Here is a 25,970-nt window from a genome sequence, read left to right on the forward strand (position 1 = left end):
TATCAATAGCGGTAGGCGATACTGTTACCTTGCTGCAAAATTCTTGGCTGTGATTAGTTGGTTTAATCAAAGCGAGAGTAGTGTCAAAAATATGTCGGGGTGAAATTGGTACACTAGTGATTAATTTATGATAAAGGTTGCCTTTGATTCGCCGATAGTAAAGGGCGATATTATTCACAGGTAGTCAGATGAGGAGTGCAAGGATGTTCAAGTCTTTTCGAGCTAAAATCACCGCGATCAGCGTGGGATTGATCGTGATTTCATTGGTTGTGACGGCGGTTTTAATCGTGAGAGTTAGCTCTGAAACGCTCCGTTTGCAAATCAGCCGTAATTTACAACAACAGCTACAAACTCAATCGATCTCAATTTCTAACTGGATGGATGAGCGAAAAAACATGCTGATGGCCACCGGAAAGGTTTTGGAACAGCGAGATCCTTTGTCTGCTCTAAAGCAACTGAGTGATGGCGGTGGTTTTTTAGCGGCGTATTTCGCGCGTCCTGATGGCTCTGCGGTGTTTTCCGATGAATGGCAACCACCGAGTGATTACAATCCATTGACTCGTGAATGGTATCGCTTGGCGGCTACGCAGAGCGGCGTCGCGACAACGGCACCTTATGAAGATGCGCTAGATGGCCAAACCAGCTTAGTGGTCACCTTTACTCATGGACTGGGCAATAACGCCAGTCGCGGTGTATTAGCGGGGGATATTCCTTTAACCTTTATTATTGATACCGTGCGCGCCATTGCGCCAACACAAAACAGTTTTGCATTTTTAACCGATAACAGCGGGACTATTATTGCTCATCCGAATCCAAATTTGAGTTTAAAAAGCTTACGTGATTTGAACCCCAACTTAACGCAAAACATGTTAAGTGATATTCAGCGTCAAGGTCATCGCGAACTCGCGTTGCAAGGCCAAGCCATTTATCTCACCAGTCAGGCAATACCGGGCACCAACTGGTCGTTGAATATTGCTCTCGATAAACAAGATGCCTTATCGGGTATCTACAGCATGATCCGTTGGACGGTTATTGCGGTGCTATTGATTGGGCTGGTTGCCACCGGTGTGATGTGGATCTCTAGCGCTTCAGGGTTTAGACGTTTACAAGAAGTCAGCTTAGCAATGACCGATATCGGTCAAGGAGAAGGGGACTTAACCAAACGTATCGAAGCGTATGGCAGCGATGAAATTGCCACTATTGCCAAAGCGTTTAATACCTTTGTTGAAAAGATTCATCTGTTGGTGAACGAAGTTAATAATACCGCTCAATCGGTGTCGGCGGCTTCGAGCACCTTGGCACAAGTGACACGACAAAGCGCAGGTGTGGTCGCTCAGCAAAGTTCAGAAACGGATCAAGTTGCGACCGCAATGAATGAAATGACCGCCACCGTACAAGAGGTTGCGAGTCATGCCAGTGAAGCGGCAAGTCAAGCCTCTGCAGCAGATAATGAAACCAAACAAGGGCAAGTGTTACTGCGCGATACCTTACAACAATTAAAACATTTGGATGATACCTTGCAAGGCAGTAGTTCAACGATTGCGGAGTTACAAACCGGAACGCAAGATATTGTTGGTATGCTGGATGTGATCAGCGCCGTTTCTGAACAAACCAATTTACTCGCTTTAAACGCGGCGATTGAGGCTGCCCGAGCGGGAGAGCATGGCCGTGGTTTTGCGGTGGTTGCCGATGAAGTGCGTGGATTAGCAGGTCGTACGCAACAAAGTACTCAGCAGATCCAAGAAGTGGTTGATCGCCTGTTTAAGCAAACGGAAAATGTGGTCAATGTGATGGCTCAAAGTCGCTCAGCTGCGCAAACTACCGTGACGAAAGCCGAAGACATGGCTGCTCGTTTAGAGCAAGTTAATCAAGCGATTACCTTAATCGCTGATATGAACTTACAAATAGCGACAGCGGCAGAAGAGCAATCATCCGTGGCTGAGCTGATTAACCAAAATGTGGTGAATATTAATGATTTATCATCACAAACTGAACAGGCATCGCATCAGTTAACCGAAGCGACGCAAACTCTGACTGAGCAAGCGGATCAACTGCATCAACAAGTATCACAGTTTAAAATTTAGTCAGCGATTACCGTCAGTGTGTTATCTAAAAAGGGGCTTTTAGCCCCTTTGTTATTTCATCAATATGCCTTGGTCTTTGGCCATTTGAGTCGCCATTTTAGGCGCTTGCCATAGTGAAGGCAGTAAAATCAGTGAAGCGGGTACGGCGGTGATGACAATGAAAGATTGTAGCGCTGAAATGCTCCCTTCTCCCATTGATATCAGAACGATCGCCATCGCTCCCATCACTACGCCCCAAAAGGTCCGAATCGCAGCATTAGGATTAGCCTCACCACTGATCACGACGCTAATCGTGTAGGTCATTGAATCCCCAGTAGTGACAATAAAGGTGGTGGTTAACACCAGAAATAGCAAAGCCATTAAGGTCGGGAAGGGCAGTTGAGCAGTGATTGCCAATAATGCACCAGGCAAGTTAAACCCTTCAAAACCTTGAGCAATAACGCCCGGGTTAGCCAATTCAAAAGCCAATCCACTGCCGCCAACAATACTAAACCAAAAACAGGTGATCAGCGGAGCGGCGATACTAATCGCAAGAATCAATTGGCGTATTGTGCGTCCACGTGAAATGCGTGCAATAAAGATCGCCATCATCGGTCCGTAACCAATAAACCAGCCCCAGAAAAAGACTGTCCACCAACTGAGCCAATCTGTGTCAGCACGATAGAGCGCCATAGGAACAAAGTTATCAACCATCGAGGCGACACCTTGTAAGTAGCCATCAATAATAAATCCCGTTGGGCCAAAAGTTAGGATAAACAGAACTAAAATCACCGCCAAAATAATGTTATAGCGACTGATCACTTGAATGCCTTTACTTAAGCCACTTAACGCAGAAAAGGTATACATTGCCATCGCAAACAAAATAACGATGATTTGTGTCGTGAAAGTATCGGGTATACCCCATAGGGCATGCAGTGCGTAGCTAATTTGCAAACCTAAAAAACCAATCGGGCCAATCGTCCCTGCGGCAACCGCGATAATACTCAGAGCATCAATTAAGTTAGCGACCCAGCCGGTAACGGCCCGTTGACCTAAAATCGGATAAAGCAGAGTACGAGGTTTTAGAGGGAGTCCTTTATCGTAATGTAAATGCATCAGTACGATGGAAGAAAGGCAACCTAAAATGGCCCAAGCTAAAAATCCCCAATGCATAAAAGATTGTGAGAGTGCGTTGATGGCCATTGTCGATAAATCGGCGTCAGCAAAAATCGGTGGAGCGTTAACAAAATGAGCAATAGGTTCGGCGGCGGCCCAAAAAACACCGCCACCAGCCAGTAAAGTGCAAAGAATGATTGATAACCATTTCATATTATCGATTTCTGGCGATGTTAAACCACCTAAACGCACCGATCCGGTTTGGGTTAAAGCCAGCGCCAAACCAATCACAAAATTAGCCAATAACAGCAGTTGCCAAAAAGCACCAAAACCTTGAGTGGCATAACGAAAACCAGAATCAATCAGAGAAGTGAGCAGATCAGGAGAGGTAACCGCTAATAATACGAATAAGGAGAGGAAACTACCACTAAGCCATAATACGGGATTATTAAGCTCAAGTTTTTGTGATAGCGATGCGCTGTTATTCTGCGGGGGATGCGTGGCGGAGTAATCGGATGCCGTCATGCAAGACGCATCAACACTCAAAGAAACTTTAGACATAAAAACTCGCTTTTTACCTAACAAATTTAGGAGGTATGGTAGTCACAATAATAGAAAATTGTGATGTCCATCATAAAAGCTGGTCATGCTAACACAGAATAGATTGAGAATTCATCTGTTTTGCTAGTTACCGGATTGAATTTCCAAGGTGTGCTCAAGTTAATATTGAGGCGTGCTAGGTATGGGTTTAATATTCCAAAAGTGAATATGCAATCGATTTATATTTCTAACTTGGTTATAAATGTTGTGCTAATTTGCTTGTCGCATATTAACTAAGGAAGATGACTCATGCGTACATGGCTACTCGCTCTATCTCTATTCAGTGTTTCTCAACATACCTTGGCAAAAGATGCCGTGTTATTGAATGTTTCTTACGATCCGACCAGAGAGCTTTATCAACAATATAACGCCGCATTCGCCACTTATTGGCAAGCAGAAAACGGACATAATGTCACGGTTAGGCAATCCCACGGCGGATCAGGTCGACAAGCTGTTTCCGTGATGAATGGTATTGAATCCGATGTCGTGACTTTAGCACTCGCTTATGACATTGATGCCATTGCCGAGGGGGGAAGAATCGCTCCCAATTGGATTCATCGCTTACCCTATAATTCAGCGCCTTATACATCGACGATTGTTTTTTTGGTCCGAGAGGGGAACCCTAAAAATATTCGAGATTGGGATGATCTCATCAAACCTGATGTGGAAATCATTACACCTAATCCGAAAACCTCGGGTGGCGCTCGCTGGAATTATCTTGCCGCATGGGGATACGCTTTAGATCAGTATCAAGGTGACGAAGAAAAAGCGCAGCAATTTGTTAAGTCGATTTATGAAAATGTCAGCGTTTTAGATACGGGGGCACGTGGCGCTTCGAACACGTTTGTTGAGCGGAAAATAGGTGATGTGTTGATTGCTTGGGAAAATGAAGCTCTGCTCGCGGTGAACAAATTAAATCATCATGGCTTACAAATCGTAGTTCCGAGTCGCTCTATTCTTGCTGAGCCTACCGTGAGTTTGGTTGATCGAGTAGTCGATAGAAAAGGAACTCGTGAGGTCGCACAAGCGTATTTGGCGTATTTATATTCTCCAGTCGGCCAAGAGATTGCCGCGCAAAATTTTTATCGACCAAGAGATCCTGATATCGCTGAGAAATATACGGAAGTGTTTCCTCATTTAACGCTATTTACTATCGATGAGGTGTTTGGCGGTTGGCAGCAGGCACATCAAACTCATTTTGCACAAGGCGCAGCATTCGATCAAATCACTCGTCGTTGATAATACGTTGATTGATAAAAATGATATTGCCATAAGTGGTTGGGGATTGTTGCTGGAAAGTGTTTACGCTTATCTCCCCAACCTATTTTAGCTTCAGGCGTTATTTATTGTGATTCAGCGGCAAACTCTTCAATTGCTCCCAGTGCTTGAATACCATAAGTTAAGGAAGGGCCTCCTCCCATCAGTACAGCAACATCGATCACTTCAACCAGCTCGGCTTGTGTCGCCCCAGCTTTTAACGCTGCAAAAACGTGAGCGGCGATACAACCATCACAACGTGCAGCGATACCAATACCGAGTGCAATCATCTCTTTGGTTTTCAGATCCAGCTCACCAGGAGCCATAGCGGCTTTATGTAATTGCATAAACGCAGATAAGGTATCAGGGCTTTGCTGTTTATAAGATTTACCTAAGGTATTGTTGTCTTTGAGTAATTGAGAATAAGATTTCATATAACCTCTTCGTTAGTTTTTACTAAATAAGTTTAACCTAATATAAGGTGCAACATAATAAAAAGCAAATCGAGTTGCGAATTATTCTATTGCGTTTATTATGGACGTCTAGAAGTCTTTATTTTTTGTGAGTAGAAAGGATGCTGAAAATGAAAAGTACGATTCGTTGCGCGTTAGCGATAACATTACTGCTGGGGCTGACGGCATGTGGTCAAAAAGAACGCTCTGAAATTAAGGTCGGAGCAACCGTTGGGCCACATGCTCAAGTGGTTGAGGCCGTCGCTAAAGAAGCGGCTAAACACGGTTTAACGGTAAAAGTTGTTGAATTCTCTGATTTTATTACTCCCAATGCCGCACTGGCCGATGGCAGTATCGATATTAATAGTTATCAACATCAACCGTTTTTAGACAACTACAATCGTCATCATGGGGCAAAGTTAGTATCGATTGGTCACTCGATTTTAATGCGGATGGGGATTTATTCGAATCGTCATGGATCATTACAAGACTTACCTGATAATGCACGGATTGCGATTCCCAATGATCCAACTAACGGTGGACGTGGTTTACTGCTGTTAGCTGATGCGCATTTAATTACGCTTCGTGATGGTGTCGGTTTCAATGCAACTCCAAGGGATATTGTTGAAAACCCGAAAAATTTGCGGTTTCTTGAAGTCGATGCCGCTCAGTTACCGCGAACTTTAGATGAAGTTGATGCGGCAGCGATTACGATGAACTATGTGATGTCAGCTGGTATAGATCCTAAAAAGCAAGGGATTTTTCTCGAATCCAATCAAGCACCATTGGCGGTAATGGTTATTGCCACTCGTGAAAACGAGCGAGACAACGCGGTGTATCAGCAATTTGTACAGATTTTTCAGTCGGCCGCGGTGAGTGAATTTATTGCCGAAACGTTTAACGGTACGATTGAGCCTGCTTATTAGATACCTGTTTTAAGTTTTTGAATAGGAAGCGATAAGACTATCCCTTTCTTATTTACAGCGGCAGCGATATTGGTTACGTTCGTTTTCCCTAAAGCCTAGAGTCTATCTAGGCTCATTGGCACTATGGATTACCTCGACTACTCTATGGCTTGCTGCTGTCTTCCTTATTTTATATGGCACTGCTCTAAAAGTACGGGTCCAGTTCCTAGTTTGGCCAGTTTGTCTTCTGGATTATACAGTGGGCAAGTTTGCATCGATAAACAGCCGCAACCGATACAACCGTCAAGCGTATCGCGCAACTTTTCCAATCCAGCAATTCGTTCATCTAAACGCTGTTTCCACTGTGCTGATAGTGCTTGCCAGTCTTTTTGAGTTGGCGTTCGACTATCAGGTAATGTTTCTAATGCTTGCTGTATTTCTGCCAGAGAAATCCCTAGCTTCTGAGCCGCTTTTATCACGGAAACACGACGTAAAATATCTTTTCGGTAACGGCGTTGATTACCTGCGTTGCGGTCACTCTTAATCAGTCCCTGACGTTCATAAAAATGCAGTGTACTAATACTTACCCCACTGCGCTGTGCGACTTTCCCCACTGTCCAATCGTTTGACATATTGTGCTCAGCCTCATCTTTTGTTCATTTTTCTATAAAAAAGCAAAAAAAAACACTTTACCTCAACCAAGGTTAAGGTTTTAGCCTGTATCTTCATCAAGCACAAGGAGAAGAACGATGAAAATTGAACACATTAATCTAGTCATAAAAGATTTAGAACAATCATTACACTTTTACCGAGCCGCTTTTCCTCATTGGAAAATACGCGCGAAAGGTGGTGGCGAGTGGTATGGCAAAGCCAGAACTTGGGTGCATTTTGGCGATGAATATCATTATCTTGCGCTCAATGAGTTTGGCGAAGGGAGGAACAGAGATCGTACTGGGCACAGCGTTGGCTTAGCGCATTTTGCTTTTGAAACTCAAAACCTTGATGCAGTGATCGCACGTTTAGAGCAAGCGGGTTTTGAGATTGCTGATAATGGAACTAATGAGGCTTTTCGTCGTAATGTTTACTTTATCGATCCCGATGGGTTTGAAGTGGAATTTGTACACTATTTAAGTGATTTACCTAATGAGCGTAATACTTAGCTCGATGAAGTAGAGAAAGCGAATAGATAACGTCATTAGATGCTAAGCTATTGATTTTAAATTATTTCAGGCAAGAAAAAAGACGTCCTGAGACGTCTTTAAACTATGAATTGGTGGGCTGGCGGGAGTTGAAATGGTTTCTCACTTTTCATGAATTCAGTAACTTATATCGATGTTACCAATTTGGTGTTGCATCAAATGTTACATCAATTTCCTGCTTCAAAAGGAACTGAACCCGCGTCCATGTATTCCTAAATCATTTAAAAATGCTAGCTTGTTATAGCAATTTAATCTAAAGCAATAGCGCTGATATTGAGTATTTTACCCAGCCTCACCATTTATTAGTAGCGATTTTAACACATCGGGAGAAGACGGTAGCATTCCGACTTTTAAGCCAAATGGTTTGAATACCTTGTTGAGAATCTCTGTATTGTAGCTGCCCCGATCATTCTCTATATCTGAGAGTGTTTTTCTTGAGACATCGACAAGTCTTGCGAACACATCCTGTTTGAGTCCCAGTATATTAATGCGTAAACTTTTTAACGCTTGGCCTTGTGTTAGCTCTCCAAGCAATAAGTGTTTGATGATTTTGTTTGCCTCGGTTTTGCGTTCTGCTGCACTTACTGCTTTGGCGTTTTTTGAGGTTTTCGATCTAGTCGGAGTATTAAGTTGCGATCGTTCTTTGGTCGAATGAGTTGCATTCGTCCCAGTCTTGGGCTGATGTTGATTTCGGTTTGCTCTTAGACGAGCCACCGTATCTTGTACGGACTCTTTATTGCTTGGCTTATTCATAGTAGCCCCCATTTAGTGAGCTTTTCTGATATATGATTAAGTCCAACTGCTGGCATCTCCAAGATTTGTTCTGGTACTCCTCGTAACGCTAGTCTCTGCTTTAAGTCAATGCATTTACTTGCAGTAACCTCTAGCTCTTGTAATAACACTTCTTTTGGCACGAGATCAGATAAGGTGTCCGCTATTCCGACGAAGTCGTAAGTTCCGCCAACCTCTAGTGGGGCTTTCCATTTTGTTGTTCTTGGAATGCCTTCAGGATCAGCTTTCATTGGTGCGAAGTCGTAAACGGGAGCAAGCTTTATGACTCCATCACCCTTTAAGAATGAAGTGTTTCTGCCATGGTTATCACTATTACCAAATAAGATGTTGAGTAGATCTCTCTTCACCCATTCAATGACGAAAGCTTGGGTATCAAACCTATATCCTTGGTGTTTAACCATATGGCTTTCAGTAATTTTTTCTATGAGAGTTCGGATTGTTGTTTCGTGGTCAAGAGTGACTCCTGCGCCTTTTTTCAAAATGGAATACACAGATTCCATGCCAAATCTCTTTATTTGTTGATTAATAATTTGAACATCAAATCGAGGCAGCCATAAGGAAGGGTAGTTTAATCCTTCCTCTAACCGCATGCCTTCGGTGGCGATCGTTTCAACTCCCATTTCAGTTAGCTCGTGGTAGAAGTAGAACTCAGCTCTTAGAATATTACAGTCGATGGTGCTTCTTGAGCCTCTAGGGTACTTTACTAAGTAATGTAAGTCGTGGTTACTATTGTCATCTTGGTATGGATCAATCCATATTTTTTCGCTGCCAGATCCATGATCGAAACCACATCGGAGGATCAGCTTTGGCGCTTCACCTCCAGCCCCAGTTGCACCACCTGCGGCTGCCCCTCTTTGTTGTGCATAGTCGAGGAAATCACCTGCTCGATTTTTAACATCATCAACAGAGAAGTAGAGGTTGTCTGCTACTTCGTAGCGCTCAGGAAGAGAGTCTTTTATTCTTAAGTTACCAATAGGCGACATTGTGCCAAACTTGAGCAAAACATAGTCTTGTTCATCAGAACTAAGGTCTTCAATATCTAGGTGTTTGACCCAGTATCGTCTACTAGCGCCACTAGGCATAATATCGTCTAGAAACTTTAACCATCCAGGTTTACCCATGTCATCAAAAAAGAATGAGACAGGGTGGTTTAGTGAAACAGCGTGAAAGTCATCTTTATCGTGATGTTCTAGCGCATAGTCGCTGAGGTAGTTGAGTTCAGTCACTCGGAAATTATGTTGGCTACTTTTAGGGAATGAGATGATACCAATATCTATCCATTCATCTTTGATAAAAGCCTGTACAGTCATTTCTTCCATCGACAATACCTCTACTTAGTAATGAGTAAAACATTACTCTTAAAGCCCTTTCTTTTCAAGTTTTGAGTAAATAATTACTCACTAATGTTTGGCTGGCTTTGTTATGAGTAAATTGTTACTCATAAATTGCAAGTCACATTGTTGATGAGCAAAATGGATGGTTTTAGTTATGAAAGCTGCGATAGGGAGTAGGGCGTTAATTGTTTGTTCAGTTATTACGTATTTCGGTGATTGCGATCGCTCGTTTCGGTTTATTGGCGATGCTTGGGAAGATATGCAGCTCCAATGAACGCCAGATATCGATCGCGTAATCGAGAGTGACATCGTGCTGTTTGATGGCAAACCAGTCTTTCGCAACATTGGCAAAGGTATGTTCATGGATTTCTTTATGGGCTTGCTGCTGGCGTTTTCGAGCATCTTGAGGATCGATGCCTTGTGCGATCAGCTCTTTGGCAGAAAATAAGCTTTTTCTTGCTTGTAAAAGGGATATCTCTGGGTACATCCCAAAGCTTAAGTTAGCTCGTTTACCGTTTGTGGGACGATAGTAGTTGAAGATCCACTGCTTTGACCCGTTAGGTTTGATTCTAAGTCGCAAGCCATCACCATCGAAAAGATTATATTCTTTTTCTCTAGGTTTGGAGGCTTTGATCTCTTTATCTGTCAGCTTTACTGTGTTTTTTACCATGATGGGTACACCAAATTAACACGATAAAATCAGTGTACCTTGTAGTGTACCTAAAAATTAAAGCTGTTATGAAATCGCATTGGACGCTGGTGGATGCTAAGTTGTTGATTTTACGTTGTTGCAGGCAAGAAAAAAGACGTCCTGAGACGTCTTTAAACTATGAATTGGTGGGCTGGCGTAAGTTGATCTTGATTTTTAAATTATTGTTTTTAATTTAATTTCATTGATTTGATTATTAATCTGGTTCCTAAGATGGTTCCTAAAAATGATTGCTTCGCGTAATCTCAGTGCTTTTTATCATTTAGCTGAAGACCATATCAATTGCTTGCTATGAGAGGTTTTTCTCGTTCTAGTATGAACAGCTTTATTGAATAGTAAAAGTGCCCTGCCGAAGTTTTGTTAGATCGCCAAGTTTAACCCCCATTATTCTTACTGTTGAGAACTAATAGTAGACTGTTATTGTCTTCGTATCTGATTAGTAATTCCAAACCCACCAGACTTGGCATCAACATTTTGATTGTGTGTTAGTGATTTCTGCGGGGCTTCATTCTCCGCTTTTAAGCCGGTAATTTCTTTTTTTAAGATTGCATTTTCCGATTTCAAGTCTGCAATTTCCTTTTTTAGTTCATCAATATCCAATAGTTCTTCTAGAAGTGAATCAAGTACGTGCTCTTCTCGTTCCAATTTCGGAAGTAAAAGATTGGCTTCGAATTTCTTGTTTTTGTTGTTCTTGATTAGTTTAAGTGCTGCCACAAGCGTTTCATTCACTACGTATGTTTTAGATACATTCAGTCGTTTCGATAGGTAGTCGAGAGATTTTTGCGCATTTTTAGACAACGAAAATGTTGACGTTTTGGAGCGGTTTGAATAGCTACGCCAAGCACTTCTTAACAAATTTACCCGATATTTATCATCGTTGCTGACCGACTCTTTATTAGTCCAATTGTTGATGAAATCCTGAGCAAAGCTAGTGTCGAGTCGGAGCCTATCATGTGTCCCCTTGGTAGCTAAATCTTCTATCCATGCATGCTTTTTAGCATAGCTTCTTAACCAGGTTGCCATCTCTCGGTCATCTGCATTGAACCAACGCATTCTGCTTTTGAGTGATTTTTCGGTCATGAACATGTATCCCATTCGTTTATGCTCTACTGATAGTATGCGTAAAAAGTACACTTTAAAACAATAATTTAAATATGTTTTAATTTTGTGATTAATGTGGTTTTAAATCTTGTGTTGTTTTCTTATTATTGATTTATAAATAGGGTATATATGGTTGTATCTAGTGCGTGTTGTTGAGTTTTTATCTGAGATTGGTCCACTTTCTCCTGAAGGGAGATACTTATTTTTGGCGATAATATTCGAGCGAATGAATAGCTGGAAAAATAGGATCGACGTATCCGTTTCACGTCTCCGTGATAGTTTTGGAGTATCCCATAAAGTCGTTTCTGAACTGCTTGAATATCTTCAATATCACCGTGTAGGTGAGGTTATAAAGGTAAGGCATGGGAAGCACGAGTTCACTTTTGATTCTGTCTATATCGCCTCATGGACGGAGAAGGGCTTTCTATCCGTTCATGAGGCGTTTAAGGAGGTATTTTCACCACAAGTTAAGACTGCCTTAAAGGAAAAAGAGCTAGAACTTAGGCCCTCAAACCTTCTTTTGATCGGGATATTTATCCTTCATGCAAATAAATTGGGCTTTATTCAGTCATCCGCAACTGGAAGTGAAGAGCTATTGAGTGAAGGGAAAATACGACGCTTAATGGGGGGGATTAATCAAAGCCGTCTGAAATCTCAACTAGCAACACTACGCAGCATTGGATTTATCAGATGTGAGGCTGGTGGTGGAGTATGTCCGATCTACTTTGGCAAGTTTGGAAAGCGTTATCAGATAGATTTAGACTTTCTGTCGGCGAGGAAAAACACAAGGAATGCCCTATTTGTTGATGAAACATTAAAAAACATCAGCGACTTTATTTATGAGACTCCCAAATGTTACCTGACCTATAGTGAGTTCAACGAGTGTTCTTTGAAGTATGAATTTGATTTTGAGCTTTCTTTCAAACTATCTTTTTTGATTGGCAAAAAAAGAAACATACACAGGTGGCTCAACAGATCGAATTCAGAACGTATAAAGGCGACCTATTTTGTTGATGGCTTCAACTTGTCACGATTAAAACTAGCCCCCTTTTTAAAGGAGAATGAACTCACTTTGGGTGTCTTGGCTAAGTTAGAGCTCTTGACTGCTTTTATACTAGTAAACCATTTTCAATCCCTAACTATGGTAACGTATGAAAAACTGAAAGAGTTACTTGTGTCAGACTCTGAGCTTCAGCAATTTTTTCAGAAAGACTCGATATTTACTCAGAAATATCTTCATGAACAAAACGACCTTGATTTGTTAAAAGACGAATATTGTTTTTGGAAGAGTTGTTTGATTTCTCTTTCTTTAGGACTTGCAATGTCATTAGCAAAAGCGATTAGAGGGCACTGTGGTGTAAAGGCTGATCTGAAAATGATAAGTCTCTTGATTCATGATTTTCAGCATTATACAGAGATGTTGGGTAAGTATCCTTCCTGTAACATTTCTGCGTCATATATTGTTGGAAATATCACCTATGAGCTGAAAATCGACAGTCTAATACCTTACCCTAATGTGAATTTTCTTGAAAAGCGTCTTTATGATGCAGACAAGGAGAACTTAGTGCTCAAGGCACATACCACCTGTTCGATTTGGGCGAAAAACAATACATGAGTACCAATGGCTGGTACTTTATTTCAGAGTAGTTTCAATACTTTGAATCTAGGGTTTATCACCGAAAGTAGATAGAGCAGCTGTGATTTGCTGATAAGTTTCGGGTGAAAACTAGAATTGACTGCCTACTTGAGGACCTATTGACCATGTGGCCACTGAGGTATGGTAATATTATTACTTTGATGTTCATTGCTCGACCACAACACAGCATCACACGTTAGGTAGACGTTACCAACTTAAAAATTAACTACACCTAACCATCCTATACCAGACACATTAACTAAAAGGTATAGCGATGAGCTTCAGAACTAATAAACTCAAAACAACGAGAAGTGAAACATTTAACGGATTACCAATCCTGACACATAGAGGTGATTTAGTTCTTAACTATCTCGATAGATTGTACGACACGATTGATAAAGCCGTTAAACAATACCCTCGAACGACAGCGATTAGAGTCGACTTACATTTATCGAATCTACAACCAGATGGCTCAAGTGTCATAAAGAACTTTATTGCTTCGTTGGACGCTCAGATTCAAGCAGATCTCAGCCGGAAAAAAAGACGAGGTCAGACGGTTCGTAGTTGCAAGGTACGATATGTTTGGTGCAAGGAAAAAGGGACATTATTGAGTCGTCACCATTATCATCTCGTTTTGTTGTTGAACAAAGACGTATACCACTCCCTTGGACGGTTTGAACAAAAAGGTAACTTATCAGACATGATAAAAAAAGCTTGGTGTCGAACATTGGGTATTAATACCGATGAAGGTGATACTTTGGTCCACTTCCCTAAGAACCCAACCTATTGGTTAGAATTTAATTCAGATAAATTTGACCAACAAATAAATGAACTATTTAAACGGGTCAGCTACTTAGCTAAAGTCGAGACCAAGTGTTCTGAGGATAGGTATCGAAGTTTTGGGTGTTCTCGAACTTAAATAAGAGGGGGACGCTCCCCTATCTATTCGTTATGATTAGTTAGGGGCACCATGGGTAGTTCTTCACACATGCCCATATGAGCCACGTTCACTAGAGTATCTAGAGAGTCACTACACTGCTTATGTGTCCAACCATCGGGGTCCACTTCTCAACGTTCATCGAACTATGCTCCCCTCACCATCACGGTATCGACTGACCGTCAGCATTGATATAGATTCAACTGGGCAGGTAAATTAAGACGCTAATTATTTAAAAAAGCCGGAGTGATGTACTCCGGCTTTTTGCCATTATGGTATTAGTTTTAACTTAAGTGATTGGTATTCCTGTTCGAGAGAAGCTTGGGCCATTTTTCGGCGTTCATTAACCGGGATGCGATCAGAAAGGCGCTGAGCGTGGCGGTCCAGTTGCTTTAATTCGATTTGATACCACTCATCGAGTTGTTGCTCAATCTGCCCTGTCGGCAACTGCTGTGTGATTAACTGGGTGGATAGTGTTTCTACAACAGGGTGAGCCAAAGAGGATGCACTCACGGTGGTGGCGAGGATCAATAGGGTACGGTGAAGGTTCATGATTATCTCCTAAGTAATGATGGTCGTAAAACCAAAACAGGGAGAGAGCTGAGCTCTCCCCCTGACACTGATAGCGCTGGATCAGCGGCTTGTGCATTCCGAATAACGAGCATGAGTCTGCCTACTCCGCCATGGGTTGGAGTTAACAAGTGGACCCATGACGTGACTCGTGATTGGTATGCCAAAGCTCTGGCCTGACTTGGGGCACTTATCACCCAAAGTAAGGAGTGGAAACAGCGCTATGGTATTCAAGTCTGCGACATCAGATGCCGGATGAATACGATAGGGTGGGTAAAGAGGGAAAAGGAGCCAAGCTATCGAGGTGAATATCGCTCATTGCGTGGCTTGGGTAAGTAAATTCAAAGGTACTGACAGAGACCTCCTTAATATCGTTTAGGGGGATGGCATAGCGGGTGTGCTGGTACTCATAAATCAAATAAAACTGCTCCTGTTCACATCTCAATCCGAGAGGCCAACAATACGGCAAAGTGTGCGGTGAGAGCTGCAATTTGATTTCTCGCTGATAATGCAGAGCAAAGCAGAGTCGCTCAAACAGAGCCATTTTGCTTTCTTCAATCAACGGACGACAGGGACGAATGTCCACTTTAGCGGTTGGAGAATTGCGACGAGAGAAAGGAGCAAACGCACCTTCAATCACCGGATGATAAGCGGTTGGAAATGCGGCTTTCAAACCCGATAGTGCCGTTTCCAGTAAGATGGCTTCTCGTGGTCCCAAGGTAAGGCGAGTGCCTAATCGCTTGCTATAACCATACGGTTTATCTCGTGTGTCTTTCTCGACATCAAGAAATTTCACCACCAATTCTAAGTTACGTTGAACGGTGCGAATGTCTCGATGGATCCCCACTTCCGCTAACTGTTGATGGAGCTGGCCAGCGGTGACTTTACGACCAAACGGAATGCGATGATATAACTCAAGGACAATCAGCAGTTGGTCGATGCTGGTGGTCTTATTCGGGGCCATTGCCTCACTCCATGGCAGAAAACAGACACAATTAATGACGGCCATCTTAGTCAGAGGTGCGACGTCAGATGCCCGTTCATTGGCGTGGATGAATATCTCGCCATCGATGGCCTCGCTTAATCAGCTCTGCCACCGTGAGCCAACGGCGTAGGCTCCATGTAGGGGAGCGTTGAACCCAAGCGAGTAGGGCTTCATCACTCAATGCGTCAATATCACGCTGGATGCGTTGGCATTGACGTTGCAATTGCCGACTGCCAATCAAGGCCACCGTCAGCAAAAATCGCGCTAATGCGCTTTGCGATGTGGGGGGCGGTGACGACATAGAGCCTCCTTAAAATACAATGATGACAATATTTTTTTACGTCCTTGCCTTATCTAATGAACCCAGCAGATTGGCTGATATTTTGATAAGGAAACAACAGATGAGCACACAACAAACCCACACCATTTACATCGGCATATCGAGTACACAAGAGCAGAGCGCATTGGCATTGGTTATCTATGATGAGGACGGTCTAAAAGTCCGAGATTACGTTATTGACCTCGATAAATCGGTCAACAATACCGAGCTGGAAATGATCGCACTGATAGAGGGGTTAGAGTATGCCTTGGATGATGATGAGATAGTCATGCGCAGTGATTTTTGTGTGCGTGGTTTTAATGAGTGGTTGGACAATTGGAAACGCAAAGGTTGGCGTAAAGCCGACAATAAGCCTGTCGCTTATCGTGACTATTGGCAGATCGTGGAAAAACTGCGCTCAGCCAAATACATCAAGGTGCGTCGAGCAGAGCGATGCTGTCCGCAAATCGATGAAGCTTATGCGTTAGCCAAGCCAACACACCATCACAAACGTTAATGTGAAAGAGCGACGAAGCCTTATAGATAAAGGCTTCGTCGCTCTACGACTGTCGAGTTATCAACGTAAAGTAATATCATCAAATACCCCCATCTCTACGTAAGCGAGAAAGTTATGCTCCCACAGTTGATAGAGTGATTGGGCTTCATGACTGCCCTTGATGGGTTGCCATCCTTGATAAGCCGCGAAGAATTCTCCACGTTGAAAGTCAAAATCTAAGCAACGTTCAAGCTCAGGGTAGGGATGACCAAAGTAAGCAAACTCGGTCAGATAATCGATATGCCATGCATCCGCCATTTTGCTGAGCGCTATTTCAACCGGATGAAATCCGCCATTCTCGGCGCTGTAGGCTTTATCTCGAAAGTGAAACACCAGCAAGCGTTGCGCTTCTAAAGCGGATGAACTCAGCGAGGAGGCACTAAGCTGCTCGTTCAATACGTTATGCAGTTTGTGCGAGATGGGCAATGTAGACGTTACAAAGGTGAGTTGAGACATAAGTTCTCCTTGTGATATTCGGTGAAGCCACGAAGTGATCGGTGGCGTTATTGAGTGGTGATGACACTTACCGTGATCTCATCAAAAGCACGTCGAGCAAGATGCCTCGCGAAGCTTGTCGTCCAGACAGACAATAAGGTTTGCACTTCATCATGAGCCAGACTGGCTGAGCCAGCGTCGGCTTGGTAGCACCAGCCATTGGGCAAATGAAAATAGAGATCGAGCTCTAGTGAAGTGCTTTGCTGATGGGGGTAGGAAAAGCTCGCCATTATGACGATGTGCCATACGTCAGTCGCGCTGTGACGGACAAGTTGTAGCTCTATGGGGGGTAATCCTTGTCGGGTTCGGTAATAGCGGGTTTGGCGACAGTTCATGACGATCCGTTTGGCATGCTCGGGGATAGTAAAGCGGCGTAGCACTTGAGTCAGTGGCGCGGCTAATGTCGTTTCGACACTCGTAGTGATGGTCTGTTGGACGGTCATAACAGTCCCCTTTCAGCAAAAGAGACACAACCTTCACCGACCACAATATGATCCAATACCCGAATGTCGACTAACGCTAAGGCGTCTTTTAAACGTTGTGTAATGCGCTTGTCAGCCTCTGAAGGCTCAGGCTGACCGGATGGATGATTATGAGCGAATATCACGGCGGCGGCATTACAGGCTAAAGCGGCTTTGACCACTTCACGAGGGTAGACGCTGGCCGCATCAACTGTGCCGTGGAACAGCTCTTTAAACTCAATCAGTCGGTTTTGGTTATCCAGTAGCAATAAGGCAAACACTTCACGCTCATGGCTGCCTAGCTTACAGCGCACATACTCTTTGGTGGCATCAGGGTTAGTTAGTGCATCACCACGCACGTAGCGCGTAGCCAGTATCTCAGCCGCATGCTCTAGGATTTCATTTTCCTGATAGCGCTGCTTTTTTGTGTAATCGGTCATATTAGGCTCCGAGTGAGGTTCATTAACGGGATACACGTTAATTACATATGCCCGAAATTTTTTTGATTAAGCCTTGTCGCACCAAGGCTTAATCCATCACCATCTTTTTTTACGCCATCGCTTTATCCCATGAGGACCACAGACATAGGAGAACGTCCCATGAGATTTTTAAAGCTAAAAGAAGTGATGGAAAAGACTGCTCTGAGCCGTTCAGCGATTTACCGCAAAATGAATGACGGAGAGTTTCCGCAATCAGTGAGTTTGGGTGGTAGGGCTGTGGCTTGGGTAGAGAGTGAGGTCTATGAGTGGATGGAAAAATGTTTACTAGGTCGGTGATTATTTATCAAAAGAGAGCTGGTTCATTTATATGACACAGCTATAGCAAGCAGCGTAGTGTAAATCATCGAGTGGAGATTGAATGAGCCTGTAATTTAAATTGAGCGGTGTTTTTCAAGTTAAGAGTCACGCCATGTGAGCTTGACTCGTTGGCTTGAGCACATTTACTGCAGATTTCAGATATATTCATTTTTATGATGTGTGCGGCTTATTTTGAGTCTTAATATTGTATTGGATAAGGAAGAGATGCTGGAGAATGTTTTTGCTTGTATGCTTGATGTTCTTGGTAAGTTCGATTGTTTTTGGGTACTGCTTGTGATTAACATTCGTCAACATGATATTTGATTGATGAGCATAGAAAGTTAGTAAATTCAATAGCTTGATATATAGGCTTTCATAAAGATGAGATTTAAATCCCTATCTCTCTGCCACTTTTAAGTTGCTGATTTATAATCGACTTTTTATGTCTTACCCATTTTAATGACGCACTGAGTCAATGTGTCTGTATAAAAATGGCTTTGATGTTGCCTAAATCAGTATTTTGCATCCGACATATTTTGACGCAGCTAGCGGTAAAATCGTCATAAACGATATGAGTATAATTTCTATCAAAAAAATCTGATATAAATCAGGCTTAAATCACGCAATACATAGCGGCTTTGTGATAGTTTTTGCCATTCGACGCACGAGATGCCATATCCAAATGAGCTTAAAATGAAAAAAAAGTCATCTCTGAATGAATCTCTAAACCTGGCCCTTGAAATCCTCAAGCGCATTCCAAAGTCCAGGTACATCACGGTTAAAGAGCTGCAGAGCCAGTTGGCTGAGGTGGGAATTGAGCGCGATATCCGCACCTTACAGAGGATCATGGAAACCTTATCAGAGCAGTTTAACCTTGACCGCAACGACAAAAGCAAACCTTATGGCTATAAGCTGACCCAAACCAACGCAGTACTCAGTCTACCGACCCTGTCAGCCCAGGAATCCCTGCTGTTTCACCTAGCGCGGGAATACCTGATGTGCCTTTTGCCTAGCAGGGTGTTGGCTGCCATGGACGGGTTCTTTCATGAGGCGGACTACCAGCTTAATCTGACTTCACCTAACAAAAAAGAGCGAAACTGGCTGAAAAAGGTCAGAGTTGTGAGTGAAACCCAGCCTCTGCTCGCCCCACATCTGGACGAGGAAGTACTTAGGAACATCAGCCAGGGTCTGTACGAAGACCGGTGGCTGAGTCTGGAATACACCAACAGCAAAGACGAACCGAAAAAAGCGACCGTCATGCCACTTGGCATCGCGCAGCAGGGCAACCGACTTTACCTGGTCTGTCGTTTTGAAGGTTACACGAATGAGCGAACTTTAGCCATCCACCGGGTGACCAGCGCGCACTTGTCCACCTTCACCTTTGACCGGCCGGAGGATTTTGACCTGGCAAAATACGATGCGGACGGAAGGTTTTGTTTTGGCGAAGGTCAACAGTGCCGACTACAGTTCTGCATCACCAAGTCTGATGGTTACTTTCTGCGCGAAACACCACTGTCACCGGACCAGCAAGTCGTTGAGCGTGATGATTCGCTGTATATCAGCGCGAGTGTGATTGATTCGCTCTACCTGAAAAAGTGGCTCAACAGTTTCGGCGACAATATTTGGGATATCGAGATCCAGCCGATGGCATCGGTCTCCTGATACTTAATAACAAACTAAAAACCTGTTTAAGGGAACAATAATGGAAATTACGTTAGAGCTACTATTTTGGACATTGGTTGGCTGTGCTGGCTTGATCGTGCTACTGCAAGCTATCTCCATCAACAAAAAGCATCAGATGCAGCAATGGGCACTCGATAAAGCTGAGCGGGTCAATGCCCGGTTTGAACAGCACAGTACGCAAATGGACCGGCAGGCTGGTGAGCTCGGCCAACAACTCAGCGATAAAACGGACCAGTTGCTCAGCGTGATGAAAGACATCATTCAGCACGTTACTGCTGAAGTTAACCAGCAGGGCGCACAAGTGATCGCGCGTCTGTCTGCGGCGGAGAAAGAAGTGGTGAGCGAGCTGACTCAGCTCTCTTCACAGCTTGCCGCGACCGAGGCTGAGCTAAAAGGTGCAGCGCTGGCGTTGGAGCAAAAGTTGCAGGAGCAGCACACCAGCATCGGGGCCAGCTTGTCTGCGATGCAAAGCAACCAAGAGAGAACCGATGGCCTGATAGCGCAGCAGACTGCAGAGCAGCAACGGCAGATCGAGGCTCTGCATGCATTGAGCCAGGAGCAGCATCAGGAAAGCCGTCACCTGCACTCTGAGTTGGCACGCACTCAGGCGGAAAGTGCTAGGTCACTGGCGAAAAAACAGAGCGAAGAGTTAATCCACGTGCAGAAGCTGGTGGGTCAGTCCCACAGCAGCCTGAAAGCCTTGCTGCAAACGCTTCAGCAGTTGGATGAGAAGCGCGATTTTGCGGCCAAGCAGGCCGGTATTGCCCAGCTTGAGCAGTTAACCACCCAGATCCAACAGTTACGGGCCGATAACTTAGTCAGCCTGACCAATGAACTGGCCAGACATCAGGAGCTGACGATTGACACGGACGATTTCGTCAAGCGGCTAGGCGATTGCAAAGTGACCCAGATCGAGGACAAGCACTCCGGCCAGGTGACGCAAATTTACTATGAAAACGGCAAAAAACGCAGCAGTGATACCTTTGCTGGTACCCAGCTCAAATACCAGATGACGTTTAATGATGACGGAAAACCGGTGCGGGGCTGCGAATTCGATCAGGCCGGAAATCTGGTGTTTGAATACCTGTATGACGATGCTGGCGAAATCAGTAAGCGTATTGAGACTGTCTATGATCCGGAAGGCAACGAAAAACAAAAACTAGAAACAGAGTACTAATTACTGGGGACAACACATGTACTTATCTGAACTGAATATTGGCGAGAAGAAGAATTTCCTGGAACTGGCGAAATACGCCATGGGGTTGAACGGTGAGCAGAAGGCCGAAGAGCAGATGGTTTTTCAGTCGTTTGTGCAGGAATGTGGTCTGACGGATCATGCCTTGACCAAGCAGGACAACATTGAGTCCGTGATCAAAGTGCTGGCAAAATCAAAAGGGAAAAGCAAACGCATCATACTGGTTGAACTGTTCGGGATCCTGTTGGCTGACGGTGAAGTGTGTACCGAGGAAGAGGCATTTATGGCCAAGCTTAGCGAAGCGCTGGCGATCGACGGCTATGAAGCGAATAAGATGCAGCGTTGGGTGAGCGCCATGAACGATATGGTGGCAGAAGGCTACGCCATGATTGATAAGGAATAATGTATGGGTTTATTTAGCGGCTTAGGACGTTGGTGTTCAAGCAAAATTAGTGCGGCAAAAAGTAGCGTATCGAGAGCCTTTGGTGCTGTAAAGCAGGCGTGCTCTAAGGTGTGGAACGCCTTTACGGGTAAGCACTATGCTGATGAAGCGGAATCAATCATTGCCGAAACGGAAAAACGGTTTGCCGATGCCAAGCAGATTTACGAGCAAGAAGTTAGGCAGATATCCGCCAGTATCGAGACAAAGATCAGCCGGATCAACCGTCAGAAGCAGGACATTTACGCGATCCACTTCGAGCGTTTTATCAAGGTATCAAAGCGGATGCACAACGTTACGGTTAAGGGGCAGCCTTTTGAAGAGCTATTCGATGACAGCATCCTAGAGATCAAATCGCAGCGTGGTGTCAGGGCGAAATCTGAGATCATGTTGATTGATTTTAACCAGATGGGCCTGTTGGATACACTAGGTATAGTGCTGACCCTGGGCTTCTTCTCGCGAAAGAAAGCCAAAGAGTCGCTCGAGAGTGCCAAGCAAGAGCGCACGCGTGTAAGTGAAGAGATCACCAAGCTGGAGGCACAGCAGAAGCAACTTAGGGTGATCGAAGAGTCAATCGATAACGTGCTGGTGTATTTCGATGAACTGGTGGCCAACTACAGCAAGTTACTAGACCGGTTCGAATACGGAATCCAGACCCAGCGCATGCACCAGATGACTGAAAACAGCGATGTGTTTGCCCACAAACTCGATTTTAAGCGTTTGCCGATTGTTCACCTGGAAGAGTTTCGTGCCCTGTTTAACTTGTCGATCGTCCTGAAACAGATGGCAAATCTGGGTTACTTGTCAGAGTCGGGTGAGTTCATTGCTGCCGACAGCGAGAAAGCCAAAGCGGTGTACGAGATGTCTCAGTCACACTCTTTGTGCGCATGAGGAGGTAATGATGGCAAGCAAGCAAGATTTTGAGATCAAGGCATTGTCCAGTACCGAGCTAGTTGAGCGGCTTGAGGGTTGCTCGCCACTGCAGGCCAGCAAAGTGCTGCTGGATGTCGAACTGTACGATCTGCGATACAGCCTGGAGGTGTTACAGACCATTGAGGAGCAAATGGCCGATAGTCAAGCGGACATCGGCGAGTCACTGGTTAAGCCGATCCTGCTGAACGTGTGTGACGGACTGGTTAGCCACCCAAAACTCAAGTTGTCAAAAAAGGGGCTTACAGCATCCCGGTTGGTGAGTGAGTTACAGAGCTTCAGTTATGATGGGGCGGCGAGTATGGTGGCCGATCATCGGCTCGATAAACAACGTCTGGATGAGCATACGCGCAAGCAGCGAGACGATAAGGGGCCATACAAAGGTAAGCGCAAGATAGTCGAAGATACCGATAAGCTCGATGACTACCTGGACCGACGTATCAAAAACAACCGACGCATCGAAAGTGAGCTTGAAGTCAATGATCAGGGGCAGAAACGCTATTTATACCGGCGAAGCGATGTGATCAACCAGGCGAAAAAAGAGCAGGGGGGAAACTATTCCAAAAGTGAGATTAATGTTGATCACCAGATTCCGCTGAAACATGCTTTTGAGGAATATGGTCAGAGTAAAGCAATTTCGCTCGATGACCTGAAAACGGCGCTCAACCAGGACGCGAACTTTAAGAATATCTCCGGAAAGCTCAACACGTCAAAAGGAGAAAAATCTTGGAGTGAATACCAGCAGTGGGTCGAGAATAAGCGATGCCGGCTTGAGGATAAGCAAAGAGCGGGAACCCTATCCAAGTCGGAACAGCAGGAGTTAAACGACCTGCCGACGAAAAAAACGCTGGATAATGCCCTGGAGGCCGAAAAAACAGCAAAGGCGGCGATCGAAAGTGATCTGAACAAAGTGGTGGCTAATAAGCTAAAAACAGATCGTAACATGGGCAAAAAACTGGCGAAGGAAGCCTACGGTCAGGCGAAAGATGAGCTGGAAGAAAAGGGTATCGGTGAGCTCATCATCCTTATCATTAAGCCCATTTTCTTTGAGCTGCGAGACATTCTCCAACATGGTGTACTCCATGATCTTGAGACCTATTCCAAGTTAGATGCGATAGGTTTACGGTTCAAGAGAGCGTATCATTACATCACGGTGAACCTGGAACATGTCGGGTTTGATGTTATCAAGGATGCACTGAAAAACTTCGTCAAGTACCTGATCAATGCGGTTGTTAACCTGTTTGTTGGAATGTTAAAACGGGCGTTGAAAATCATTTCTGAAGGATTTAATGCCATAATTCAGGCGATCAAGATCTTGTTCAGTGACAGTACTCCGACGCAAAAAGCCGATGCGATTACCAAGTTGCTTACCACTACCGTGGTCACCTATGTGAGTTTCACCTTTGAGCAGGTGATATCACCCTATGTCGACATGATCCCTGTGGTGGGTGAGCATCTCAAAGAGGCGACCAGCATCATGGTGTCCGGGATTGGTTCAGCCCTGGTGGTTTGGCTGCTTGATCAGGTCGATATTTTTTCAACTAAGGCCGAGCTGCGCACTAAGCGGGTTAAAGAAGTTTTTGAGATGAGAATTCAGCAAATCAAAGACAATACAGATGCGTTTGAACAGGCGTCGATAGCCAAACTGGCCCGGGATAAACTGCAGTTTCGCTCGCTGACTGAACATCTATCAAGAACCATCAATGATGACAGTAACGTCAACTCTGACGTTGAAGCGATAGCTGATTTCATGAAAATCGATCTGAAAATCAGATCTAACGATGATTTTATGGCCCTGCTGGAAAACAATAATACGCTGGAAATTGCATAACCTACAACGCCTCTGAATCAGAGGCGTTTTTATTGTCATCCCTAAACCACCGCCCTGGGCGGTGGTGATTGAACCTTAGGGCTATTGCCCGAAGAAGTACCCATGTTAGAAGTAAACCTCTTATTCACCATAAGTAAGAGGAAACAAAAAACATGGGCGATTACAGAAGTTCATCACATGTCCATTGGCGTTGTAAATACCACATAGTTTGGACGCCGAAATACAGATTCAAGATCCTGAAAGGTAATGTAGATAAGGAGCTTTATCGCTCAATCTATATTTTATGTAATATGAAAGATTGTGAGGTTTTGGAACTAAATGTTCAGTCTGAACATGTTCATCTGGTTGTGATAGTTCCACCAAAAGTTTCTATCTCCACGTTGATGGGAGTATTGAAAGGACGTTCGGCAATTCGGTTGTTTAACAAATTCCCCCACATAAGAAAGAAGCTCTGGGGGAATCATTTTTGGGCAAGAGGTTACTTTGTTGATACGGTTGGCGTAAATGAATAAATCATCAGACGGTACGTCAGACACCAAGACAAGAAAGATCAAGAATATGAGGCGCAGTTAGAGTTGAAGATGAATTAACAGCGCGAGTATGCCCCCTTTCAGGGGGCTGTAAACCAAATCCGCCTTCTAAGAAGGCGGATTTTTACTCAATCTTTTGCTTTATCTCGGTAAGTAGCCGTTTAATTTCACGATTCTCTCGCCTTAGCTCAAGCACCTCCCGCTTGAGGTCATCATTGTTGTCACTAACCAGTTCATCAACGAACACCGCATTCGCCAGAGAGACCGCAATAAAGCCGCCGCAGACCAGGACGATGATTGTAAAGGCATTGACGCTGGCGTGCAGAAGAGGCTGGGTAGTTTTATCGATAGAGTCCGGCAATGCGCCCCAGTTCTCAATGGTAAATATCTCAAAGACAGTGTTGAGTGATGTCAATGGAGTACTGAAATAGTCGGGAACGCTGGAGGAAAATAGGATAAATCCAATCAGTGAAAAGAAGCACAACAGGCAGAAAAGCAGGATCAACACCGCTTTGGAGCTTTTGATCGCCCGGGCTAATCCGTTCAGAACTTGTGAACCATTTGGGATGATCTTGAACACGCGGATAACCGAGATTAACCTGAACACCCGTAAATAGATCACACTATCGATATTGGCGATAGGGATGGCGACCAGGCTGGCAACCAGCAAAAAGAAGTCAAACTGATAGGACGGAGACTGAAAATATTTTCTCCACGACAGCACGTGTACTTTCAAGAAAAATTCCAGCGAAAAATAGATCAAAACACAAGTATCGATGTACTGAAATACGTGGTTTTCGTACAGGTGCTGCGTAAAAAATACCAGCAGTGAACTGATCACGACATACGATGAGAGTCGATCTAAGCTTTTTAAAGATATCGATCCTTTTGATAATGCAAACATAAAGTTGATTCCTGACTTAAGGTAGTTATTTTATCATGAATCCGTTATGAGCCTGTAATTTAAATTGTGTATCTGCTTATAATTAAGCCAGTCATGGCTAAGGATAAGCAATATGGATAAGAAAGCTCTAGAAGCCTTCGCTCGCGAAGCTGCTAAATCAATCAAGACTCCTTC

Annotated in this window: 26 protein-coding genes and 2 pseudogenes; 14 read left to right on the top strand and 14 right to left on the bottom strand. The window is 44.1% G+C overall.

Going from position 1 to position 25,970, the window contains the following annotated elements; genetic code table 11:
* Positions 1 to 203 precede the first annotated feature (203 nt).
* Entirely contained in the window at positions 204 to 2,084 is a 1,881-nt protein-coding gene (locus FKN88_RS16505; protein ID WP_306687702.1) for a methyl-accepting chemotaxis protein, read from the top strand.
* A 51-nt stretch (positions 2,085 to 2,135) separates the two neighbouring features.
* Here the strand turns inward: FKN88_RS16505 and FKN88_RS16510 are convergent, their stop codons facing one another.
* Positions 2,136 to 3,740 (bottom strand): BCCT family transporter, encoded by a 1,605-nt coding sequence (locus FKN88_RS16510; RefSeq protein ID WP_154168896.1) that lies wholly within the window; start codon positions 3,738 to 3,740, stop codon positions 2,136 to 2,138.
* Positions 3,741 to 4,028: 288 nt separating this feature from the next.
* Here FKN88_RS16510 and FKN88_RS16515 point away from each other — a divergent pair, with 288 nt between their 5' ends.
* Positions 4,029 to 5,018, top strand: coding sequence for a sulfate ABC transporter substrate-binding protein (locus FKN88_RS16515; RefSeq protein WP_306687703.1), 990 nt, complete (start codon positions 4,029 to 4,031; stop codon positions 5,016 to 5,018).
* A 104-nt stretch (positions 5,019 to 5,122) separates the two neighbouring features.
* On the opposite strand, the gene FKN88_RS16520 is transcribed toward FKN88_RS16515, so the two are convergent.
* Positions 5,123 to 5,470 carry a carboxymuconolactone decarboxylase family protein gene (locus tag FKN88_RS16520; RefSeq protein WP_154168894.1) on the bottom strand — a complete coding sequence of 116 codons (348 nt, stop codon included), beginning with the start codon at positions 5,468 to 5,470 and terminating at the stop codon, positions 5,123 to 5,125.
* Between the two features lie 149 nt (positions 5,471 to 5,619).
* Here FKN88_RS16520 and FKN88_RS16525 point away from each other — a divergent pair, with 149 nt between their 5' ends.
* Positions 5,620 to 6,414 (top strand): MetQ/NlpA family ABC transporter substrate-binding protein, encoded by a 795-nt coding sequence (locus FKN88_RS16525; protein WP_154168892.1) that lies wholly within the window; start codon positions 5,620 to 5,622, stop codon positions 6,412 to 6,414.
* A 164-nt stretch (positions 6,415 to 6,578) separates the two neighbouring features.
* Here the strand turns inward: FKN88_RS16525 and soxR are convergent, their stop codons facing one another.
* Positions 6,579 to 7,025, bottom strand: coding sequence for a redox-sensitive transcriptional activator SoxR (gene soxR, locus FKN88_RS16530; RefSeq protein ID WP_154168890.1), 447 nt, complete (start codon positions 7,023 to 7,025; stop codon positions 6,579 to 6,581).
* 117 nt (positions 7,026 to 7,142) lie between these two features.
* Between soxR and FKN88_RS16535 the strand changes: the two genes are divergently transcribed.
* Entirely contained in the window at positions 7,143 to 7,553 is a 411-nt protein-coding gene (locus tag FKN88_RS16535; protein ID WP_154168888.1) for a VOC family protein, read from the top strand.
* 321 nt (positions 7,554 to 7,874) lie between these two features.
* On the opposite strand, the gene FKN88_RS16540 is transcribed toward FKN88_RS16535, so the two are convergent.
* The 4 genes and pseudogenes from FKN88_RS16540 to FKN88_RS16555 form a co-directional block, all read right to left on the bottom strand.
* Positions 7,875 to 8,357, bottom strand: coding sequence for a helix-turn-helix transcriptional regulator (locus tag FKN88_RS16540; RefSeq protein WP_306687704.1), 483 nt, complete (start codon positions 8,355 to 8,357; stop codon positions 7,875 to 7,877).
* The gene (locus tag FKN88_RS16545) at positions 8,342 to 9,703 is read right to left on the bottom strand and encodes a type II toxin-antitoxin system HipA family toxin (RefSeq protein ID WP_306687705.1); all 1,362 of its coding nucleotides are present in this window, start codon (positions 9,701 to 9,703) and stop codon (positions 8,342 to 8,344) included. Before FKN88_RS16545 ends, FKN88_RS16540 begins: the two co-directional genes overlap by 16 nt.
* A gap of 220 nt (positions 9,704 to 9,923) precedes the next feature.
* A pseudogene (locus FKN88_RS16550) lies at positions 9,924 to 10,388 on the bottom strand (integrase arm-type DNA-binding domain-containing protein); the annotation flags it as partial.
* Positions 10,389 to 10,844: 456 nt separating this feature from the next.
* A complete protein-coding gene (locus tag FKN88_RS16555; protein ID WP_306687706.1) occupies positions 10,845 to 11,507 on the bottom strand; it encodes a hypothetical protein in 663 nt (220 codons plus the stop codon).
* 163 nt (positions 11,508 to 11,670) lie between these two features.
* Here FKN88_RS16555 and FKN88_RS16560 point away from each other — a divergent pair, with 163 nt between their 5' ends.
* Positions 11,671 to 13,143, top strand: a complete 1,473-nt coding sequence (locus FKN88_RS16560; protein ID WP_306687707.1) for a hypothetical protein — start codon at positions 11,671 to 11,673, stop codon at positions 13,141 to 13,143.
* 295 nt (positions 13,144 to 13,438) lie between these two features.
* Positions 13,439 to 14,083, top strand: coding sequence for an inovirus Gp2 family protein (locus tag FKN88_RS16565; RefSeq protein WP_306687708.1), 645 nt, complete (start codon positions 13,439 to 13,441; stop codon positions 14,081 to 14,083).
* Positions 14,084 to 14,371: 288 nt separating this feature from the next.
* Here FKN88_RS16565 and FKN88_RS16570 read toward each other — a convergent pair whose 3' ends face one another.
* The 3 genes from FKN88_RS16570 to FKN88_RS16580 form a co-directional block, all read right to left on the bottom strand.
* Entirely contained in the window at positions 14,372 to 14,653 is a 282-nt protein-coding gene (locus FKN88_RS16570) for a hypothetical protein (RefSeq protein ID WP_306687709.1), read from the bottom strand.
* 262 nt (positions 14,654 to 14,915) lie between these two features.
* Positions 14,916 to 15,635: a hypothetical protein gene (locus FKN88_RS16575; RefSeq protein ID WP_306687711.1), complete on the bottom strand. Its 720-nt coding sequence runs from the start codon at positions 15,633 to 15,635 to the stop codon at positions 14,916 to 14,918.
* A gap of 76 nt (positions 15,636 to 15,711) precedes the next feature.
* On the bottom strand, positions 15,712 to 15,957 hold the full coding sequence (locus FKN88_RS16580; protein WP_078925749.1) for a hypothetical protein: 246 nt from the start codon (positions 15,955 to 15,957) through the stop codon (positions 15,712 to 15,714).
* Between the two features lie 100 nt (positions 15,958 to 16,057).
* On the opposite strand from FKN88_RS16580, the gene FKN88_RS16585 reads away from it, so the two are divergent.
* A complete protein-coding gene (locus tag FKN88_RS16585; protein ID WP_306687712.1) occupies positions 16,058 to 16,492 on the top strand; it encodes an RNase H family protein in 435 nt (144 codons plus the stop codon).
* Between the two features lie 60 nt (positions 16,493 to 16,552).
* Here FKN88_RS16585 and FKN88_RS16590 read toward each other — a convergent pair whose 3' ends face one another.
* From FKN88_RS16590 to radC, 3 genes are read right to left on the bottom strand one after another with little or no spacing between them, the layout of a single operon-like run.
* Complete coding sequence (locus FKN88_RS16590) at positions 16,553 to 16,987, bottom strand: DUF2787 domain-containing protein (RefSeq protein ID WP_158144578.1); 435 nt, start codon at positions 16,985 to 16,987, stop codon at positions 16,553 to 16,555.
* A 47-nt stretch (positions 16,988 to 17,034) separates the two neighbouring features.
* Positions 17,035 to 17,469, bottom strand: coding sequence for a DUF2787 family protein (locus FKN88_RS16595; RefSeq protein ID WP_306687713.1), 435 nt, complete (start codon positions 17,467 to 17,469; stop codon positions 17,035 to 17,037).
* Positions 17,466 to 17,927: a DNA repair protein RadC gene (radC, locus tag FKN88_RS16600; RefSeq protein ID WP_306687714.1), complete on the bottom strand. Its 462-nt coding sequence runs from the start codon at positions 17,925 to 17,927 to the stop codon at positions 17,466 to 17,468. Before radC ends, FKN88_RS16595 begins: the two co-directional genes overlap by 4 nt.
* A gap of 159 nt (positions 17,928 to 18,086) precedes the next feature.
* Between radC and FKN88_RS16605 the strand changes: the two genes are divergently transcribed.
* The 7 genes and pseudogenes from FKN88_RS16605 to tnpA all read left to right on the top strand — a co-directional run bounded on the left by FKN88_RS16605 (position 18,087) and on the right by tnpA (position 24,952).
* Complete coding sequence (locus FKN88_RS16605) at positions 18,087 to 18,263, top strand: AlpA family transcriptional regulator (RefSeq protein WP_306687715.1); 177 nt, start codon at positions 18,087 to 18,089, stop codon at positions 18,261 to 18,263.
* A gap of 714 nt (positions 18,264 to 18,977) precedes the next feature.
* Complete coding sequence (locus tag FKN88_RS16610) at positions 18,978 to 19,946, top strand: YafY family protein (RefSeq protein ID WP_306687716.1); 969 nt, start codon at positions 18,978 to 18,980, stop codon at positions 19,944 to 19,946.
* Between the two features lie 40 nt (positions 19,947 to 19,986).
* Positions 19,987 to 21,144 carry a chemotaxis protein gene (locus tag FKN88_RS16615; protein WP_306687717.1) on the top strand — a complete coding sequence of 386 codons (1,158 nt, stop codon included), beginning with the start codon at positions 19,987 to 19,989 and terminating at the stop codon, positions 21,142 to 21,144.
* Positions 21,145 to 21,160: 16 nt separating this feature from the next.
* Positions 21,161 to 21,565 carry a TerB family tellurite resistance protein gene (locus FKN88_RS16620; protein ID WP_306687718.1) on the top strand — a complete coding sequence of 135 codons (405 nt, stop codon included), beginning with the start codon at positions 21,161 to 21,163 and terminating at the stop codon, positions 21,563 to 21,565.
* Positions 21,566 to 21,568: 3 nt separating this feature from the next.
* Positions 21,569 to 22,492: a DNA repair protein gene (locus FKN88_RS16625; RefSeq protein WP_306687719.1), complete on the top strand. Its 924-nt coding sequence runs from the start codon at positions 21,569 to 21,571 to the stop codon at positions 22,490 to 22,492.
* Positions 22,493 to 22,499: 7 nt separating this feature from the next.
* Positions 22,500 to 24,362: a DNA repair protein gene (locus tag FKN88_RS16630; RefSeq protein ID WP_306687720.1), complete on the top strand. Its 1,863-nt coding sequence runs from the start codon at positions 22,500 to 22,502 to the stop codon at positions 24,360 to 24,362.
* Positions 24,363 to 24,514: 152 nt separating this feature from the next.
* Positions 24,515 to 24,952, top strand: a pseudogene (gene tnpA, locus FKN88_RS16635) (IS200/IS605 family transposase).
* 64 nt (positions 24,953 to 25,016) lie between these two features.
* Here the strand turns inward: tnpA and FKN88_RS16640 are convergent.
* Positions 25,017 to 25,796 (bottom strand): ion transporter, encoded by a 780-nt coding sequence (locus tag FKN88_RS16640; protein ID WP_306687721.1) that lies wholly within the window; start codon positions 25,794 to 25,796, stop codon positions 25,017 to 25,019.
* Between the last annotated feature and the right edge of the window lie 174 nt (positions 25,797 to 25,970).

Source organism: Vibrio sp. 2017_1457_13, assembly GCF_030851525.1.
Lineage (GTDB): Bacteria > Pseudomonadota > Gammaproteobacteria > Enterobacterales > Vibrionaceae > Vibrio > Vibrio metschnikovii.

What these genes read in the sequence shown, in the direction of transcription:
- FKN88_RS16555 (WP_306687706.1), bottom strand. Translation starts at nt 11,507, where the DNA reads ATGACCGAAAAATCACTCAAAAGCAGAATGCGTTGGTTCAATGCAGAT.
- FKN88_RS16610 (WP_306687716.1), top strand. Translation starts at nt 18,978, where the DNA reads ATGAAAAAAAAGTCATCTCTGAATGAATCTCTAAACCTGGCCCTTGAA.
- FKN88_RS16570 (WP_306687709.1), bottom strand. Translation starts at nt 14,653, where the DNA reads ATGAACCTTCACCGTACCCTATTGATCCTCGCCACCACCGTGAGTGCA.
- FKN88_RS16515 (WP_306687703.1), top strand. Translation starts at nt 4,029, where the DNA reads ATGCGTACATGGCTACTCGCTCTATCTCTATTCAGTGTTTCTCAACAT.
- FKN88_RS16590 (WP_158144578.1), bottom strand. Translation starts at nt 16,987, where the DNA reads ATGTCTCAACTCACCTTTGTAACGTCTACATTGCCCATCTCGCACAAA.
- soxR (WP_154168890.1), bottom strand. Translation starts at nt 7,025, where the DNA reads ATGTCAAACGATTGGACAGTGGGGAAAGTCGCACAGCGCAGTGGGGTA.
- FKN88_RS16535 (WP_154168888.1), top strand. Translation starts at nt 7,143, where the DNA reads ATGAAAATTGAACACATTAATCTAGTCATAAAAGATTTAGAACAATCA.
- FKN88_RS16640 (WP_306687721.1), bottom strand. Translation starts at nt 25,796, where the DNA reads ATGTTTGCATTATCAAAAGGATCGATATCTTTAAAAAGCTTAGATCGA.
- FKN88_RS16585 (WP_306687712.1), top strand. Translation starts at nt 16,058, where the DNA reads ATGAGCACACAACAAACCCACACCATTTACATCGGCATATCGAGTACA.
- FKN88_RS16565 (WP_306687708.1), top strand. Translation starts at nt 13,439, where the DNA reads ATGAGCTTCAGAACTAATAAACTCAAAACAACGAGAAGTGAAACATTT.
- FKN88_RS16615 (WP_306687717.1), top strand. Translation starts at nt 19,987, where the DNA reads ATGGAAATTACGTTAGAGCTACTATTTTGGACATTGGTTGGCTGTGCT.
- FKN88_RS16620 (WP_306687718.1), top strand. Translation starts at nt 21,161, where the DNA reads ATGTACTTATCTGAACTGAATATTGGCGAGAAGAAGAATTTCCTGGAA.
- FKN88_RS16605 (WP_306687715.1), top strand. Translation starts at nt 18,087, where the DNA reads ATGAGATTTTTAAAGCTAAAAGAAGTGATGGAAAAGACTGCTCTGAGC.
- radC (WP_306687714.1), bottom strand. Translation starts at nt 17,927, where the DNA reads ATGACCGATTACACAAAAAAGCAGCGCTATCAGGAAAATGAAATCCTA.
- FKN88_RS16575 (WP_306687711.1), bottom strand. Translation starts at nt 15,635, where the DNA reads ATGGCCCCGAATAAGACCACCAGCATCGACCAACTGCTGATTGTCCTT.
- FKN88_RS16630 (WP_306687720.1), top strand. Translation starts at nt 22,500, where the DNA reads ATGATGGCAAGCAAGCAAGATTTTGAGATCAAGGCATTGTCCAGTACC.
- FKN88_RS16510 (WP_154168896.1), bottom strand. Translation starts at nt 3,740, where the DNA reads ATGTCTAAAGTTTCTTTGAGTGTTGATGCGTCTTGCATGACGGCATCC.
- FKN88_RS16505 (WP_306687702.1), top strand. Translation starts at nt 204, where the DNA reads ATGTTCAAGTCTTTTCGAGCTAAAATCACCGCGATCAGCGTGGGATTG.
- FKN88_RS16595 (WP_306687713.1), bottom strand. Translation starts at nt 17,469, where the DNA reads ATGACCGTCCAACAGACCATCACTACGAGTGTCGAAACGACATTAGCC.
- FKN88_RS16625 (WP_306687719.1), top strand. Translation starts at nt 21,569, where the DNA reads ATGGGTTTATTTAGCGGCTTAGGACGTTGGTGTTCAAGCAAAATTAGT.
- FKN88_RS16580 (WP_078925749.1), bottom strand. Translation starts at nt 15,957, where the DNA reads ATGTCGTCACCGCCCCCCACATCGCAAAGCGCATTAGCGCGATTTTTG.
- FKN88_RS16540 (WP_306687704.1), bottom strand. Translation starts at nt 8,357, where the DNA reads ATGGGGGCTACTATGAATAAGCCAAGCAATAAAGAGTCCGTACAAGAT.
- FKN88_RS16545 (WP_306687705.1), bottom strand. Translation starts at nt 9,703, where the DNA reads ATGGAAGAAATGACTGTACAGGCTTTTATCAAAGATGAATGGATAGAT.
- FKN88_RS16525 (WP_154168892.1), top strand. Translation starts at nt 5,620, where the DNA reads ATGAAAAGTACGATTCGTTGCGCGTTAGCGATAACATTACTGCTGGGG.
- FKN88_RS16520 (WP_154168894.1), bottom strand. Translation starts at nt 5,470, where the DNA reads ATGAAATCTTATTCTCAATTACTCAAAGACAACAATACCTTAGGTAAA.